The sequence below is a fragment of the Flavobacterium johnsoniae genome, assembly GCF_001879205.1.
Classification (GTDB): domain Bacteria; phylum Bacteroidota; class Bacteroidia; order Flavobacteriales; family Flavobacteriaceae; genus Flavobacterium; species Flavobacterium johnsoniae_A.
In genome coordinates this window covers 781,266-799,560 of record NZ_MLFK01000005.1, presented here as the reverse complement: position 1 = coordinate 799,560, position 18,295 = coordinate 781,266, and the positions used below count along the sequence as shown (strand labels likewise).

Sequence of the window (18,295 nt, the reverse complement as noted above, 5' to 3'; positions counted from 1 at the left end):
CGGGTGGCAAGCTAATATGTGAGAACTATTTTTTATTTCTTCGCCGATAAATAAACTCCAATCAAAATAATGAAAGCACCAAAAAACTGAATTGGCGTAAGCATTTCATTATCTAATAATCCCCAGAAAAAAGCAACTATTGGGATTAAATACGTTACTGAAGTTGCAAAAACAGGAGATGAAATCTGAATTAATTTAAAGAACAAAACATTGGCAATTCCGGTTCCTAAAATTCCCAAAATCATAACAAATAGCACCGAATGCTGCGCTGCTTCGACATGTATTCTCTGCGAAAAATCAGTTGTACTTAAAATAATCAAAGCCGGAATAAGCAAAACCGCAAAGTTCCCAGTTGTGATGCTTAACGAATTTAAATCAGATAAATATTTCTTAATCAGATTGACATTTACAGCATAACAAAGTGTAGCAATAACAACCAAAATAACATAATAGTAATTCTGTCCCGGATGTGACGATGCTCCGCTTAAAACCAACAACAAACAGCCTATCAATCCAACAAAAACCCCTAAAACCTGTCGTTTTTGAAATTGGATTCCGAAAATAAGAATTCCTAAAATCAACGTATTTAAAGGCGTAAGCGAATTTAAAATCGCAACAATAGAGCTGTCAACTTCCGTTTCGGCGATTGCAAAAAGAAAAGCCGGCGTAAAAGTTCCGAAGAAAGAAGTTATGGCTACAAATTTCCATTGTTTGCGTGAGATTTTCTTTAAACTTCTAAACCCAACAATCAACAAAAAAAGCGCTGCAAAAATGATTCGGAAAGAACCAACCTGAATTGCGGTTAAACCAACCAATCCTCTTTTGATTAAAATAAAAGAACTTCCCCAAATTAAGGACAAGACCAGTAAGTAAGCCCACTTTAATTGTTTTGCATCCATATAAACTATTTTACTGCAAATTTGTACTATTTTTATGAACTGACCTCTCGTTTTTTATTAATTTTGCAAAGAACACAATTACTCAATTTAAAAAATCATATATAATGAAATTTACAAAGATAATAGCTTCATTAGCCATTGCTGGTTTGGTATTCGTTAGCTGCAAAAAAGAAGAAGATAAAAACCTTGCCAACATAAAACCCTTAGAAACAACTTCTAAAGAACATAAAGCAATTGCTGCTGAAAATGTGCAAACTGCAAGTTTTGAAATCGAAGGAATGACTTGTGCAATGGGATGCGCCAAAACAATCGAAAAAGAATTATCTAATTTAGACGGAGTTGAAAAAGCCGCAGTAGATTTCGACAAAAAAACGGCAACGGTTACTTTTGACAAAACAGTTCAAAATCCGGAATCTTTAACTAAAGTGGTTCAGGAAACGGGAGACGGAAAAACATATAAAGTTTCAAACTTCAAATCGTAAGTTTCTGCCTTACCAAAACAAAAACGGCGCTCAAATTTGAACGCCGTTTTTGTTTATTTCATTTATTTCTTATTTCCACTTCAAAGTTTCCATTAGCCGCTGCATATCATTTTTGATATAACTTGCCGCCGGCATAATAGAATCAAAATTAGGTTTTGCATAAAAATAAACCGATCCTGTTATGAAATGTCTCGTACTGTCGGTAACGTAAAACTGAGAATTTGTAGCTGCATTTCCGTCTACCTGATAAAACATTCCGTACACTTTTTTTTCAGGGTTCAAATACGGTTGTTCCAAAATATCATCGGCTTTAATCACGTGTTCGTAAGTTAGTTTTTGAGCATCTTTTAAAAGCTTTTCAATATTGCCGTTTACAGGCTTATACGTCAAATAAATTGTCGCTTTCATCTTAGGATAAGTAATCGCAAATCCGCACTCTTTTTCGCCTTTAATAATTGCATTTTCATTCATTTGAAAAGCAAAGGGACAGTTGTTTTCAAAATTGACATATTTCGCTTCGGGATAATCTAATCTAAGGAAACTTGCCGGTTTTGGCAGCACATCATCTTTACAGCTCACAACCGTTAATGCCAGCAAAATTAAAGCCACCGAAATTATTCTTTTAAACATTTATTCTATTGTTACTTTTATTTGTTTTACTCGTTTTTTGTCAACGGTTTCTATTGTAAAAACACAGTTTGCAAAAGCTACTTTTTGATCTTTTTTAGGGAAATTGCCCAAAATCTCCAGAATAAATCCGGCTAATGTTTCGGCTTCGCCTTTATGAGATTCAAAAACATCTTCATCAACATCTACGATTCTATAAAAATCTTTGAGGTTAATTTTTCCCTCAAAAAGAAAATTCTTTTCATCGATTTGAGAAAAATTCAAATTCTCGTCATCAAATTCATCGCTTATATCGCCTACTATTTCTTCGATTACATCTTCTAAAGAAACTAATCCGGAAGTCCCGCCGTATTCATCAACTACAATTGCCAAATGACTTTTCAGACTTTGAAAATCCTTTAATAGGTTGTCAAGTTTTTTATTCTCAGGAACAAAAAACGGTTCTCTTATTAAAGAAGCCCAGTCAAAATCATCTTTATCAATATGAGGCAGTAAATCCTTAACAAACAAAACACCTTCTATCTGGTCAATATTATCACGATAAACTGGAATTCTTGAAAATCCTTTTTCGATTATTTTAGGACAAATTGCCGAAAATGATTCTGATATTTCCAATGCAAAGATATCAATCCTTGGACTCATAACCTGCTTGGTATCGGTATTTCCAAAAGAAACAATTCCCTCTAATATTTTTTGTTCCTCTGTTGATGTTCCTTCAGAATCTGTTAATTCTAAAGCTTGTGACAGCTGATTTATAGAAAAATTATTCTTTTGTCTGCCTAATTTATTATGCAAATATAAAGTAACACTTCGCATAGGCAAACTTATTGGCGACAGTAATTTATCTAAAATTGAAATCGAGTAAGCAAAACGTTTAGCAAATTTTACATTGTTTCGGCTTGCGTAAACTTTAGGCAGCACTTCTCCAAACAGTAAAATTAAAAAAGTAACGAGAGCTACTTCTAAAACAAATTTTAAAACAACCGAATTAACGTTTGCAAAAATATTTCTTCCTATAAAAGAGAATAAAATTACAACTCCAATATTTAAAAAGTTATTGGCGACTAATAACGTTGCCAGGAGTTTCTTGGGTTTATCTAAAAGATCAGAAATAATTTTTCCTTTTGAAACGTTTTCCTGAAGAGTATCATCAATGTCTTTTTGAGACAAAGAAAAAAGTGCAACTTCGGCACCTGAAACAATTGCCGATAAAAACAGCAAAATAAATATTCCGACAAAACCAATTATTAAATTGATGTCTAAAGTGGTATTTATAAATAGACTGGGCTCTGGGTCCAAATTACATAAGATTAGTTAAACAATCAGAAAGGCAGATCATTTATAGGTAAGCCTTCGCTCGGTGCCTCAAAGTTAGTATTTTTTGTTGATTCCTGATCCTGATTAGGCCTATGATTTGCAGTTTCTTTTTTAGTAGTCAGAAAAGTAAACTCGGTAACCTGAATTTCGGTTGTATATTTTGTCGTACCGTCTTCTGCCTGCCATTGTCTTGATTTAATACGTCCTTCAACATATATCTTATCTCCTTTAGAAAGGTATTTTTCGCAAATTTCGGCTGCTTTATTACGCACAACCAGGTTGTGCCACTCTGTAGAGGTTATTTTTTCGTTGGTCGTTTTATTAATATAAACTTCATTTGTAGCCAGCTGAAAGCGGCCAATGCAGTTTCCTCCATCAAAATAATGCATTTTTACATCATCACCCAAATGACCAATAAGCATGACTTTATTTAATGTTCCATTCATAATTAATAGTGGTATTTCTACCAAAGATACATTTTTTTAGCAAATTATTTCCTGCTTTTCTATAAAATTATAAATAACAATTGGAAAAGGAAAAGTTTTTAATTGCTGAGGATTAATCCCATTTTCGATTACTTCTTTAATTTTAATTTTCCAAAACTGAATATGAAGATGTTGATGCGAAAGCTTATGAATAACGGTCGCTTCACTGCATTCTTCTATACCTAATATAGTATAAGAAGAAAACATATTATCTGACACAGCTTTTGAAACATAATTAAAATCTACAATTTCGCTCGTTTCCAAAAGAGGAAATTCATATAAATTATGCCATATGCCTTTTGCTGTTCTTTTTTGTATGGAAGTATTTCCCAGCGCATCTTCTAAAATCAAATAATTAAAAAATCGATTCGTAACTTTTACTTTTTTTGACTTTACAGGCAGAGCATCAACTTTCTTTTTCTGCAATGCAAGACAACTATCATTAAAAACACAAATCATGCAATTTGGATTTTTCGGTACGCATTGCAGTGCTCCAAACTCCATTATGGCCTGATTAAAAATCGCCGGATTATCTTTGGGCATTAACTCATAAGCCAGTTTAGTAAACTCTTTTTTTGTTGCCGGAAGCGCAATATCCGATTCTAAATCAAAATATCGCGAAAGCACGCGAAACACATTTCCGTCAACAACAGGAACAGCTTCATTATACGAGAAAGAAGCAATTGCAGCAGCCGTATACTCGCCCACCCCTTTTAAATTTAGCAGTTCCTGGAAAGATTGAGGAAAAGCACCTTTTAGATCAGCGGCTATATATTTAGCTGTTTGATGCAGATTTCTCGCACGAGAGTAATATCCAAGTCCCTGCCAGAGCTTCAAAACTTGTTCTTCAGATGCATTTGCTAAATCAAAAACTGTAGGAAATTCCTTTGTAAAAGCAAAAAAGTAAGGCATTCCTTGCGCAACTCTCGTTTGCTGAAGCATAATTTCTGAGAGCCAAATTTCGTACGGATTGGTCGTTTTTCGCCACGGAAGATCACGTTTGTTTTGTAAATACCATTTTATCAGTTTGTTATGAAAATCCATCGGCAAATCATTAAAATGCAAAAGTAAATGTTTATGTAATTAAAATTTAACGAATTAGCTTGATTAATTATTTTTTTAATTCCTATATTTGCAAACTCAAAAAAATAGTACACCATTTATAAAATAAAATAGGAAAGAAAATGACGAAAGCAGATATCGTAGCGAAAATTTCGGAAAAACTAGGTCTTGAAAAAGGAGATGTTCAAGCAACAGTAGAAACGTTCATGGAAGAAGTTAAAACTTCTTTAGAAACTGGAGACAATGTTTACCTAAGAGGTTTTGGTAGTTTTATTGTAAAAACTAGAGCTGAAAAAACTGGTAGAAACATCTCTAAAAACACTACAATTAAAATTCCAGCACACAACATCCCTGCTTTTAAACCTGCAAAAGTTTTTGTGGAAGGAGTAAAAACGAATAACGAAGCAAAATAATACTATTAATTAACATAAAATCTGACACGATATGCCAAGTGGTAAAAAAAGAAAGAGACATAAGGTAGCTACTCACAAACGTAAAAAAAGAGCGAGAGCTAACCGTCACAAAAAGAAAAAGTAGTTTTAAACTACTTTTTTCTTTTTAAACGTTCATTGAAATTGAAAATTAGTATTCAGTCATCAGTTTTTAGTCTTCAGTCTGCTGATTACTTAGAACTGCAAACTGCGAGCTGATTTTCCCCGGGTTCAATACCTGTTAAAATATTGTTTAATCCATCCTTGTAGAAGTTGATGGTTTTTGGTTTTTGGTTTTTGGTTTTCTTTACCAACAACTATCAACAAACGACCGACAACCTATTCACGGATAAAAATTTACAGTGTGAATAAAGAATTAATCATTAGATCTAGTTCTGAAGCCGTAGATTTTGCCTTATTAAAAGATGGAAAACTAATTGAATTGCACAAAGAAGAAGAGAAAAGCAACTTTCAGGTTGGTGATATTTTTATTGCCAAAATCAGAAAACCAGTTGCCGGACTAAATGCCGCTTTTGTAAATGTAGGCTTCGAAAAAGATGCCTTTTTACATTATCACGATTTAGGTCCAAACTTAGCTTCTCAGTTGAAATTCATAAAACTTGTAAGCGCAGGTAAAATAAAAGATTTCTCCCTAAAAACCTTTCAGTTTGAAAAAGAGATTGACAAAGATGGCATCATTACTGATATTTTAAGTGCCAATCAATCTGTTTTAGTTCAAGTAGTTAAAGAACCTATATCTACCAAGGGCCCAAGAATAAGTGCTGAGCTTTCTCTTGCCGGAAGATTTATCGTTCTAGTTCCTTTTTCTGACCGTGTTTCTATTTCTCAAAAAATAGAAGACAAAAAAGAAAAGGATCGTCTAAAAAAACTTGTTCTATCGATCAAACCTAAAGGATTTGGTGTTATTGTTCGTACAGTAGCCGAAGGCAAAAACGTAGCCGAATTAGAAAAAGATTTGCAGAACCTGCTTGGCAGATGGTCTGCAATGTGTAAAAAATTACCAACTGCTCATCATCCATCAAAAGTATTAGGAGAGCTTAACAGAGCTTCTTCGATATTAAGAGATGTTTTCAACGATACCTTCAGCGGTATTCAAATAGATGATGAAGAGTTGTACCATCAAACGAAGGAATATCTGCAAGAAATTGCACCTTCAAAACAATCGATTGTTAAGTTTTATCAATCAAATGACACTCCAATTTTTGAGAAATACAATATAGAGAGACAAATCAAAACTTCTTTTGGCAGAACCGTTTCTATGAGTAAAGGAGCTTACCTTATCATCGAACACACTGAAGCTCTTCACGTTATAGACGTAAACAGCGGCAACCGTTCGAATAAAGCAACTAACCAAGAAGACACCGCAATGGAAGTAAATATGATTGCCGCTGCAGAGATCGCAAGACAACTTCGTCTGCGTGATATGGGCGGAATAATCGTAGTTGATTTTATCGATATGTCTAATCCTGAAAACAGGAAAGTTTTGTTCGACTTCTTGCGAGAAGAAATGAGCGACGATAAAGCAAAGCATAAAATATTACCGCCAAGTAAATTTGGTTTAGTCCAGATTACAAGACAGCGAGTAAGACCAGAAGTTAATATAAAAACAAGAGAAGAAGATCCAAATAAAGTAAATGGTGAAATTGAAGCGCCAATATTAATAATTGACAAGATCACTTCTGATTTAGAAAGACTTTTAAAAACCCACAATAAAGTTGTGTTAAATACACATCCGTTTGTGGCTGCATACCTCAGCAAAGGTTTTCCATCATTACGTTCAAAATGGTTTTTTGAACATAAGAAATGGGTGAAAATCATACCTCGTGACGCTTACACGTACTTAGAATACCATTTCTATGATAAAAAAGGAAATGTTATTTCAGAATAAATTAAAAACCGCCCCGATGCATCGGGGCGGTTTTTTTATGCATCATTGTGAAAAACGAAGCAATCTCATTTTGGAATTTATTTTTATTTAGAAGCAATTTCCAGCTATCCGCTTGTATCTTTTCCTGACTAAAGAAGCCAGAAAAAGGATACCGCTACTATCTGGGCTAGGCATTCGTTTTCATAAGAAGCTTTTTCGTTTTTTCATTTTGACCGAAGGGAGAAATGGTAAAACTGCTCAGTATCTTTGTCAAAGTTTAAAACTTTGACAAAGATTATCTCAAATATTACCAAAGGGCTTCGACTTCGCTCAGCCTGACAAAAAATAAGAAACTACCCCATTTTTTGAATTTGGAATTTGGAATTTCAATAAATTTATTCCCTCACAATCTCAATCCTACGTCTTATTTCATTCCCCGAAGCATCTACAACTGTAATATAATGTATCCCTGCACTTGGCGAAATTGGAAGCTCATGAAATGTTTTTGTTGTTGCTTTATAAACATCGTCAACATACCAGAACAGCTCTTTATCTCTTTCAGAATACGCGACTTTTAAAATTACCGGCTGTATTTTGCTGTTAAAATCTTTTGTCAAATATATTTTACTGTTTGCTTTTGGGTAAATAAAATCCATTGTTGTGGTTTGCGTTCCCTCACAGCCCTCTTTAAACTGAGGCAAAGGCAGATATTCTATGTGCTGGCTTTTGTAATACCAAGCCATTACCGGAGGCAGAATAAACCAATTTTTAGTCACAATATTTTCGACATTTTCGCAGCTGCTGTTTACCTGAAACTGTTCTGTTTTATCTAAATGAATCGTTTTGTGATACGGACAAACCTTTGTTGATTTCCCTTTTTTAGAAACCCATTGTTTAATTTTCGGACAATTGTCTTTTGCTAAGTAACCGCTTAAACGGCAAACTTCAACTTCTGCCAGATCTTTATAAGGTGCATCAAACCATCTTTGTCTCGGCAGTAAATTAAAAACGTCGAATAAAATTGGCGCTGCGCTGGTAACTCCGGTTAAAGTAGGTCTTCCTTCTCCGGTTGCATTTCCAACCCAAATTCCAACTACATATCTGGAATTTGTTCCAATTGCCCAGGCATCTCTATTTCCAAAACTGGTTCCTGTTTTCCATGCAATTTTTAAAGAACTATCATAAAACTTCCAGGCTTCGTCTCCTTCCGGTCTATTCACCTCTTCCATTGCATTATAAGTTAACCAAATTGATCCGGCACCCAGAATGTTCTTCTGAGTGGTTTCTGATCCAAAATCAGGCTTAAAATCGTTCTTATAATTTAATTCTGTAAACTCATTTGTTCGATATTTATCCTGATGTTTAGAGTAGTAATTTAATGTTGAAGATAAATTAGCGTAGGTTCTGCATAAATCCCATAAATTACTTTCGGCTCCTCCTAAAATAAGCGACAATCCATAATGATCGGGCGTTTTATTAATGTTCTTTAATTTGAATTTCTGAAGTTCTTCATAAAACTTATTTACAGTAAATTCCTGAAGCATTAAGACTGCCGGAATATTCAAAGAACGCGACAGGGCTCTATGGGCCGGAACAGCGCCGTCAAAAGTTAAATTGAAGTTTTGAGGTGTATATCCGGAAATTTGTGTTGGAATATCGGACACTAAAGTATTAGGTAATAATTCGCCATCATCTAACATTGCACCATATAAAAGCGGTTTTAAAATACTTCCGGTACTTCTTGGAGCGTCAATAATATCAACATCTTTTTGATGGTCTTTATCTGTTGGAGCGTTCCCAACATAACTCATTACATTTCGATTCTGGACATCAATTACCAAAATAGCCAGATTATGCACTTCATTCTGTTTGTATTGATTGTAATAATATCTCGCAATTTGATTTACTCTGTTTTGCAACGCATAATCAATTGTGGTTTTTACTCTGGTTCCTTCTTCATTTTTGGCTGTTCTCTGCAGTAAATGAGGCGCAATCTGCGGCAGATCGTACGGCTTTTGAGGCAAAGGCTCTTCTACCGAAAGTTCATAAGTCTGCTTGTCAATTACTCCTTCTTTATGCAGTTTTAGCAAAAGCTGATTGCGTTTGTTCAGCAGTTTTATCTGATTTTTTCCCGGATAGATTAAACTTGGTGCATTGGGTAAAACCGCCAAAACCGCATTTTCTGCCCACGATAATTGATTGGACTGCACGCCAAAATAACGCCACGAAGCCATTTCCAGTCCCACGACATTTCCTCCAAATGGAGCATGAGCAGCATACATTTCGAGAATTTCATTTTTGGAATACCCTAACTCTAGTCTGGTCGCGAGAATAATTTCGATTATTTTTTCAAAATAGGTTCTGTTTTTTCCTTTTCGGGACAATCGAATAACCTGTTGGGTTAAAGTACTTCCTCCTCTCATCACTTTTCCGGCTTTTCTGTTTTGTTTAAAAGCATTTAGCATTGCACCGGGGTTAAATCCCGGATGTTTGTAGAAATACTCGTCTTCAAAGTAAACAATACATTTTTTAAATTTATCCGGAACGCTGTCCTGCGCAGGAAAACGCCATTGTCCGTCGCGGGCAATTTTAGCCCCGAGCAGTTCCCCTTCTTTACTTTCTATAACTGTTGAATAGGGTTCTTTGAATAAAGTTCGGGGTATCGAAAAATAGTAAATCAGCAAGAGCACAAATGCAATTGCTGATTTTATTTTATTTCTTTTTATCCAGTTTATAATGCGTTGGAAAAACGCTATAAGTTTATTTTTCAAAGTATTTAAAGGTTTAGTCCACGGATTGTACAGATGAAACGGGTTTTCGCAGAGTAATTTAAAAAGTATCTGTGTTAATCCGTTTCATCCGTACAATCCGTGGGCTATAAATTTATTTCACAACCTCAACCCAGAATCCTTTTGTTCTGGCTAAGAATGTATTATCGTACATCGCTTCGCATTGCAATCCAGGCAAATAATAGTTTCCTAAATACGATGCGTTAAGCAGAATTCGGAAAACTTTGGTTTCTCTGGCTTTCATTCCAAAATAGAAATTTGTCCTGTCATCGCGAATATCAATATAGTCGGCAATATTATTTACTGCATCTCCATAATCTGTGAAACGTGTGTTTACAATTTCAAATCCGGAAGGCAGAATCTGCGATAATGCCACGTTTTGAACACTTTCGCCTCTTTGATTTTTAATGGTAACTTCGGCGATAAATTCTGTTCCCTGACTAATTTTAGAAACATTGATCACACTTCCTTTTCTGTTTTTGAAAACGATACTAGCCGAAACATCCGTTTGAACTGCATTTTCCTGTCCGATTGGTAATATTCCTGTATTCAGGACACGAACGTAAATAGTGTTATTTTTGTTGTTTTTCAACGTAATACTATTACTTCCTGCCGAAACTGATAAACTACGATCTGCAATTGTTTTTTGCGTATTTATAGTTTCACCTTTACCGTTTTTACTAAACTGTATATTGATTCCTTTCGGGCCGTTACTTATCGCAAACTTCGACATCGAGTACAAACAATAAGCTGTTGTCTGTGTGCTCATCCATTGATTGGCCGACATCTCTTTTGCTAATTTTGAGGCCATAGTAAATGCTTTTTGTTTTTGTCCTAAAAGCAGCATGGTTTCCAGTGCCATTGCCCTGTTTCTTTCGCTTGAGCCGTAATAGTAATAACTGTATCCGTCTGAATCGCCATCAATACTTGTTTTCAAAAATAAACTTTGTCCTGCCGATTTTTGCCCAGCCAAAACATAAGCAGCTGCCAAACGAAGCATACTCTCATTCGAAATGCCTTTTGTTTCACGAAGTCTGTTCATGGCAGACAAATCAGCATTTCCTGCTAAAGCCAACGTATACAATCTATAAGCCTGAGCCAGATCGTTACCGTATTTTGGTTCAAAACGCCATTGTTTTGCTTCTTTTTGCTGATAAGACAGCCATTTTGATTTGAAATTAATTGGCAGCACATATCCTTTTTTCTCTGCTTCAATCAAGAAATGTCCAGCGTAAGAAGTTCCCCAATCGTCTGCAATAGCATTCCCCTGCCAGTAAGGCAATCCGCCGTTTGACAACTGGAAATTACCCAATCTCGCAATTCCGGCTGTGATATTCTTTTGAATAATTTCTTTGCGTTTAGCATCTATATCGGCAACATCGCTCAAGAATAACTGCGGGAAAACCGATGATGTCGTCTGCTCTACGCAACCATGCGGGTACTGAATTAAAAATTGCAGTCTTCCATTCAAATTCATCGATGGCATAGACGAAACTTCTAATCTCGCTTTATTACTTCCGGCCACTCCAAATGTTTTCCACGAAAGTGTTTTTGAGCTATTTGGAGATAAAACAAAATCAGTAAAAGTACTTGTTACCGGATTTGGATTCGTCATGTCAATTTCAACTTCATAAACTGATTTTTCACTTCCTGAAGTCGCAATGACCTGAACTTTTGCAATTCCGGTTGCTGCACCTACAACTAAATTAAAGTACGCCATTTTTTCATCTGGCTGTGCAAAACTCAGTTTTTGAACGGCACTTCCCGCTACTTTTAGTCCGTTGCTTGTTTTTATCTGAATCGAAACATTTTTAATTTTATTTTCGGTTGCAAAAACAGTCACCGGAAGTGTCACTTTTTCTGATGGTGAAATTTTTCTTGGTAATGAAGCTAAAACCATTAACGGGCTCTTAACCTGGGTTGCTTTTTCTACACTTCCATAAGCGCTTGTTGCGGCATCTCCGGCTACCACCATGGTTCTAACAGAACCAATATATTTTGGCAGTTTTAACTGATGTGATTTTGTTTGTCCTTTTTCTAATTTAAAAGGTCCATAATACAATACAACCGGTTTAAAACGATTGGCTTTTTTAGCTTTTCCGCCGCCTAAATCCTGATCTCCTCCAATACTGAAAATTTGATTTATTTTTCCACCATAAGCTCCAATTACATCATCATAAATATCCCATGTTTTTACTCCCAAAGCTTCACGAACGTAAAAACTGTCCCATGCATTTGGTGTTTTAAAACGTGTTAAATCTAAAAGTCCTTCATCGACAACCGCAATGGTATACGTCATTTCTCTTCCTGATTTTTCTCCCACTTTAACCGTAAATGGCTGTTCTGGTTTCAAGACATCCGGCATATTGATAGTTGGTGCCAAGATGGTATTTTTATCTACTACTTCAATTGGAACGATTCCGTACATACGAATTGGCGAATCGTTTTTAGTCGAGGCGTGAGGCTGCAGTAATGTGATATTAAAATAGACATTTGGCGCCATTGCACCTGTAATTGGCACTTCAACTTTTGTTTCTCCATTTTTAGTTTCCGCCCAAAGTGTCTGCACTACTCGCGATCCGTTTTCTATAGAAATTAAAGCGCGCCCTCCTTCACTTGAAGGGAAAGAAATATGTGCTTTTTCTCCAACTGCATAATTCTTTTTATCTGTAGAAAAAACCAGCATATTGGCTGTCGAAGCATCTCTGTTTCGTGTTTTTCCAGACCAAATTGGCCAGTCAATGTTTACAGTTAAAGCTGCTGCATGACCATCTTCCTGATCTGAAACCCTAATTAAATACCGTCCCCATTCTTCATCTGTTAAAGTAAATTGAATACTTGCTTTTCCGTTTGAATCTGTATTAACGACAAAAGTTTTATACGAAGTTGTTGCGTTTGATGAATTATAATTTGATAAATTATCGCTCGAAGAATCCCACCACCAGCGCCAGTCTACTTTAAACACTTTTACTTCTAAATTTCTAACTGCTTTTGGTCTTCCATTTTCATCAACCGTAAGAATATCAAAACGATTTGCTGCCCTGGTTTCCAGCATACTGTATTTATTAAGTTCAGGTGCTTTTATTCCAACATAGGTTTTGTACGGAGAATATGTTGTCGAAATAACATCTGTACTAAAATCTCCTCCTTCTTCATATACTTTTGTGATAAACGAAGCGCGAAGCATTCCCGGCGCCTGACCTTGAAGTCTTGGCTGAATATTTACAGATGCTTTTCCGCTTTCATTTAATTTTCCGGAGAAAACATTGATTTCTTCTGTACTAAACTGACGCACTAAATCATCAAAAGTATATTTTTCATATCCTTTAAATGTTGTGGTTTGCTGCGAAAATTTAGCCTGCATTTCTACATTCAGATTTTTCGCAATTGCGCCATGAAGCCACGTTACTTCCAGATTATCTGTATTTGGATAAGAAGATGAAAGTGTCTTTCTGGTAAAAGTATTTTTAATTTTTAAACGATTCGGCTTAATCGTTTCGATTTTAATACTCTTATAAAATTTAGCACCTCCAACACTCACCATTGCTTCCCAATTTCCTGTTGGAGCATCCTGACTTGTAGAAACTATAAATGCATAATGATTTAGATCATTTGCTTTTTGAACCGTTTGATAAACTGTTTTTCCGTTTGGATCGTTTAATCTAAATTTGATTGGATGAGATTTTGGAAGTTTATTGGAAGCATCATTTAAAATAAATGATAAATACAAATTATCTCCCGGACGCCAAACACCTCTTTCGCCATAAATAAAACCTTTTAAGCCTTTTTGCAGTGTCTCTCCGGCAACATCAAAATTACTGACAGATAGTGAAAGACCATCATCAAGTTTCACATATGTAGATTGATCGCCTAAAGTAACAATGGCAAAATAGGCAAATTTATCCAGCTGGAAAGAAGCAATTCCTTCACTGCTTGTTGCCTGCGATGCAATCTTTTGCTGTTGAAAATTGTACAAATCAACCCTTGCGTTTGATACCGGTTCTGTGGTAACGATATTATTTACCGCAAACAAATACGATTTATTTTCGCCTCTTTTTGCAATAACACCTAAATCAGAAGCCAGAATATTGGTCGCTATTTTGGCATTGTAATAATAAGAACCCGTACATGGGTCCTGGCTTTCTCTCCAGTCGTAATCATCATAATAATAATCGTCGTACGAATTCCCGCTGTAGTTTACATCATTTTCATCGACTTCTTCTTCCTCTGTTTCTTCTTGATCTCCGTCTGATGTTTCGCATTTATAAAGTGAATATTTCTTTTTATATTCAAATTCTACTCTGTAAATCGCTCCTGGTTCCGGCTTAATAATTTTAGATAAATCTAAAGCGTAAGTATTCCATTTGGTAAGATTTACAAGTGTGCTTTCTTTTAAATTCAGCGTAGTTTTAGCAATTGGCTGTGCTACTTTTTTAAGATTCTGAGCTCCGTTTAATTCGTTGTATTGAAGAAACTGCAGAATATTGTTTTTATAGATTTTATATACTTTTACATCGACCGCACTTAAATTTACGGCTTCGAAATTCAGTTTTAAATTGTTTGAACTTGGCAGAATAGTTCCATTTTTAACAAAACGAACATTTGGTTTTATCTGATCAAAAGAAATTTTCTCCGTATAATTAGATTCCATTTTTTTGCCATACTGGCTTTCAATTCCCTGAAAAACTTCCAGAAGTAATTCTCCTGTAATAACTTGTTCCGGTTCTTCGTCAGGAACAACTTCAACTATATCTTCAACCTGGGCAGTATCCACTACAACAGATGCAGAATCTACTGCAACTGCCGCAGAATCGACAGTTACAACAGCCTCTTCAACAACGGGCGCAGGCTGTTCCTTTTTAGCAGCAGCTTCATTTGTAAAATATACTTTTAATAAATTTCCTTGTGTAGAAAATTTCAAGTTATTGGTATTTTGAATTGAAACCAATCCGGCGAAATCCTGACCTTTTTCTAAAGGCTCAGAAAAATTAATCAGAACAGATTGATTGTTCCCATCCGGAACTTCTACTTTTACAATTTTGAATTCGTTTATACTCGTAACAGGAAAATCTATCTGCCCTTTTTGGTCGATATCAAAATCATTTCCGTCATATATAATCTCCAGATTTGATGCTTCAGAAAAGCGCTGAATACTGTCTATTATAAAACGGAATTCCTTACCAGAACCAGTAGTTTTCTCAAACTTAATTTTGAGATTATTTCCTTTTTGTTTAGCCTCAACGAGTTTTTGAGCAGTTTCAAGATCAATATTATCTGCTGTTTTCAAAACACAGTTTAAATATTGATATTCTTTGCTGTATGATTGAATATCACCGGTATTTATAGTAAAATCCTGCTTAACGGTTTTAACTGTAAAGTTAAATTTAGAAAGAGTTTCTTCTTTCTCTTTCGGAATCGCGGTCAGTTTATCCAGATTTAAAGTAACCTGATATTCTGTTCCTGCTTTTAGTTTTTTTTCTGGTATAAATGCAATTGTGTTGGTCGAAAGTGCCACGACTTTACCACTAACATTTGGTGAAATATCAAACAAGTCATCGTCTAATTCCTGATTGGGTTTCCAATCGTTTTTATCGAAAGCCAAAACCACGCGAATGTCAGAATCTGAAGAAACAATTCCCCCCGTAAAACTGGTTATATACTCTTTAAATAATGAAAAATCTGAATTGAAATCTGCCGCCGATTTTCTGCCGCAGGACTGAAAAATAAAAAACACAAAAAATACGAGACTTAATCCTTTTACTTTCACTTTTATCTGGAGTTAATGGTTAGCAAATTAGAATCTAATACGATTTACTGTTATAAGCGATAACAGCAAATTACAAATTAAATCACGATAAATGTAAAATATTTTCTTTATGGTTTAAGAAGAAAATTCGCTAATAATGATTATTTAACTTTTGTTGAAGTACAAAAGCTATTCCAGAAGCCATTTCCATAAAATCACTTAGAGTTCCTCTCCAAGTTTAGACAAGACCTCATCCATCTCAGTAAAATGTTCTTTAGAATTTGCGGCGTAAAACATTTGGCTGCCTCCCGTAATTATAATGATCTCATCATGATGGTTCCCATAAAATTTTATTCCCTCAAGCCATTGTTGAAATGACACCGTTTTGTCTGAGTAATTTTTGACAATAAAATCCAGGTCTTGTCGCTCTATTTCATAAAATGTATTACTGGGAAATTCCAGTGCAAACCCAGCCTGAAGAAAAGCCATTGCGGTAAAAAATTCGGTTAAGGTTTTGGTTTCCAAGCTCCATTCTTCCTGATCATAACTCATATAAACGGGCGGATTCGGAATCGATAAATCGTTTTTATGAATTCCCCAAACACAAGCGTGCTGATTTTCTGTATAAAAAATCAAATAGTCATTATGCTTATAATACTGAAAACGTTCCGGAATTATTAGAGAATCCTGCGTATGATTTAGACTTTCAATTTTACCCAATTCAGCATAATAATCAATGAAAACTTCTGGAAGAGATCCAAAAATATCTTTTACTACCTGCATTTCATTTTCAGCAAAACCATTAGGTTCAGTTATGCCAAAAAGCTGTTTTATTATTGAAAAGTCCGTCATGATATTTAGTGTTATTTACGTCTTTCCAGAAAAAAACGTTTCATAAGATCTGCTGCTTCATTGGCCATAACGCCAGAAACAACGGTAGTTTTAGGATGAAGTTTTGTTCCCATAACCATAAAACCGCGTTGTTCATCTCTTGCACCAAAAACAATTTTAGAAATCTGGCTCCAATACAATGCTCCGGCACACATCTGGCAGGGTTCAAGCGTAACATACAAAGTACAATCCTTCAAATATTTTCCGCCCAGAAAGTTTGCGGCGGCGGTTATCGACTGCATTTCGGCATGAGCTGTAACATCATTAAGCAATTCGGTTAAATTGTGACTGCTTGCAATTACTTTATCAGCCACAACAATTACAGCACCAACAGGAATTTCGCCTTTTTCGTAGGCCATTTCTGCTTCCTGTAAAGCTTTTTTCATGAAATACTCGTCGGTGAAAGGATTTATCATAATTGCAAAAATACATTTTTGAAATAATTTTTCTCTTGTTTAAAGAGAAAGAACAGATGAATATAATTTTTTAAATATCGTTTTTTACCGTTAAGTTCAGATCATAGGCTCGATTTCTGCCTTGCCCTTTTGGAATCAAAATATTCTTATCGGCCAAATCCTGTAAATCTCTTGTAGCAGTTGCTCTTGACGTTTTAGTAATCGAAATGTATTTTATTGCCGTCATTCCGCCCACAAATCCAGAAATACCATATTCAAACATTTTCAATATGGCTTTTGTTTGTCGTTCATTCATTTTATGTTTGAACTGATCTAAAAATCTGCTTTTATTTAATGTAAAAAGAACTATTTGTTTTGCCTTTTTTTGAGATTCTAAAATCAAATTGGAAAAATAAAGAATCCAATCTGTAATTTCGAGAGTTTGTTGTGCCTCTTTTAAAGATTGATAGTACTTTTTTTTGCTCTGTTCAATAGTACTTGAAATACTCATTAAAACAGGTCTGTTTAAAGATTCTGAGAGACATTTTTCAGCAATAGCTCTGCCAATTCTTCCGTTTCCATCTTCAAATGGATGAATACTTTCAAAATACAAATGAGAAATCGAAGTTTTAATTAAAGCTTTTTTTATATCAGTTGGTTTTACTTTGAAATCATTATACCATTGAATGAACTTTTTCATCTCGACAGGAACCTGGATAGATGGCGGTGCTTCAAAGTGAACTATTTCTTTTCCATAACTTCCTGAAATAATCTGCATAGGTTCTGTTCCTTTTCTATATTCCCCAGGATTTACATGTCTTGAATATTCCATTAAGCTATAATGCCATTGTTTTATAGACAATTCTGTCAATTTATCTGAATAAGAATTTCTAACCATTACCATTAATTTTCCAACTCCCTGAGCATTTTTATCTCTTATTTTACCAAAAGCATCCTCTATACCCATGTTCTTCTTAATGGAAGACATTATATCTTGTCTGCTGAAAAATTCTCCTTCAATCTCAGAAGTTTTGATTGCTTCTGAAATCATAAACTGTAAAATCGTTTCCTGCTGAATTTCAGCAGACAAAGAATTAACAAGTCCTTTTAGTTCACCTGTTTCTAATGCCAAATCGATACATAACGAGTCTATTACAGCGTCGTCATATTTAAAATTTTGCCACTCTGGTAATTGCCAATTGTATTTCATGAGGCATTTAAAAAAATTAATCGCCTCAAATATAGCGATTTTTTGAGGCAATTAATCCAAATAATTGCCTCAT

At 35.0% G+C, this 18,295-nt stretch carries 13 protein-coding genes; 3 read left to right on the top strand and 10 right to left on the bottom strand.

Annotated elements, in window-relative coordinates:
* Positions 1-32 precede the first annotated feature (32 nt).
* Positions 33-899, bottom strand: coding sequence for a DMT family transporter (locus BKM63_RS08700; protein ID WP_071636205.1), 867 nt, complete (start codon positions 897-899; stop codon positions 33-35).
* 104 nt (positions 900-1,003) lie between these two features.
* Between BKM63_RS08700 and BKM63_RS08695 the strand changes: the two genes are divergently transcribed.
* On the top strand, positions 1,004-1,381 hold the full coding sequence (locus BKM63_RS08695) for a heavy-metal-associated domain-containing protein (RefSeq protein ID WP_071636204.1): 378 nt from the start codon (positions 1,004-1,006) through the stop codon (positions 1,379-1,381).
* A gap of 69 nt (positions 1,382-1,450) precedes the next feature.
* Here BKM63_RS08695 and gldD read toward each other — a convergent pair whose 3' ends face one another.
* The 4 genes from gldD to mutY are packed head-to-tail and all read right to left on the bottom strand — an operon-like array spanning position 1,451 to position 4,854.
* Positions 1,451-2,011: a gliding motility lipoprotein GldD gene (gldD, locus tag BKM63_RS08690; protein WP_071636203.1), complete on the bottom strand. Its 561-nt coding sequence runs from the start codon at positions 2,009-2,011 to the stop codon at positions 1,451-1,453.
* Positions 2,012-3,307, bottom strand: coding sequence for a gliding motility-associated protein GldE (locus tag BKM63_RS08685; RefSeq protein ID WP_071636202.1), 1,296 nt, complete (start codon positions 3,305-3,307; stop codon positions 2,012-2,014).
* A gap of 23 nt (positions 3,308-3,330) precedes the next feature.
* Positions 3,331-3,771 (bottom strand): single-stranded DNA-binding protein, encoded by a 441-nt coding sequence (locus BKM63_RS08680; protein WP_071636201.1) that lies wholly within the window; start codon positions 3,769-3,771, stop codon positions 3,331-3,333.
* Positions 3,772-3,807: 36 nt separating this feature from the next.
* A complete protein-coding gene (gene mutY / locus BKM63_RS08675) occupies positions 3,808-4,854 on the bottom strand; it encodes an A/G-specific adenine glycosylase (protein ID WP_071636200.1) in 1,047 nt (348 codons plus the stop codon).
* A gap of 140 nt (positions 4,855-4,994) precedes the next feature.
* Here mutY and BKM63_RS08670 point away from each other — a divergent pair, with 140 nt between their 5' ends.
* Together BKM63_RS08670 and BKM63_RS08665 are read left to right on the top strand one after the other, a co-directional pair.
* On the top strand, positions 4,995-5,285 hold the full coding sequence (locus BKM63_RS08670; protein WP_007805026.1) for an HU family DNA-binding protein: 291 nt from the start codon (positions 4,995-4,997) through the stop codon (positions 5,283-5,285).
* A gap of 382 nt (positions 5,286-5,667) precedes the next feature.
* Entirely contained in the window at positions 5,668-7,212 is a 1,545-nt protein-coding gene (locus tag BKM63_RS08665; protein WP_035645529.1) for an Rne/Rng family ribonuclease, read from the top strand.
* Between the two features lie 374 nt (positions 7,213-7,586).
* Here BKM63_RS08665 and pbpC read toward each other — a convergent pair whose 3' ends face one another.
* From pbpC to BKM63_RS08640, 5 genes are all read right to left on the bottom strand, one after another.
* A complete protein-coding gene (gene pbpC / locus BKM63_RS08660) occupies positions 7,587-9,962 on the bottom strand; it encodes a penicillin-binding protein 1C (RefSeq protein ID WP_071636199.1) in 2,376 nt (791 codons plus the stop codon).
* 112 nt (positions 9,963-10,074) lie between these two features.
* Positions 10,075-15,747 carry an alpha-2-macroglobulin family protein gene (locus BKM63_RS08655; RefSeq protein WP_071636198.1) on the bottom strand — a complete coding sequence of 1,891 codons (5,673 nt, stop codon included), beginning with the start codon at positions 15,745-15,747 and terminating at the stop codon, positions 10,075-10,077.
* Between the two features lie 198 nt (positions 15,748-15,945).
* The gene (locus BKM63_RS08650) at positions 15,946-16,578 is read right to left on the bottom strand and encodes a hypothetical protein (protein ID WP_071636197.1); all 633 of its coding nucleotides are present in this window, start codon (positions 16,576-16,578) and stop codon (positions 15,946-15,948) included.
* Between the two features lie 11 nt (positions 16,579-16,589).
* Positions 16,590-17,033, bottom strand: a complete 444-nt coding sequence (locus tag BKM63_RS08645; RefSeq protein ID WP_071636196.1) for a nucleoside deaminase — start codon at positions 17,031-17,033, stop codon at positions 16,590-16,592.
* 70 nt (positions 17,034-17,103) lie between these two features.
* Complete coding sequence (locus BKM63_RS08640; RefSeq protein WP_071636195.1) at positions 17,104-18,222, bottom strand: Fic family protein; 1,119 nt, start codon at positions 18,220-18,222, stop codon at positions 17,104-17,106.
* Positions 18,223-18,295: the final 73 nt, after the last annotated feature.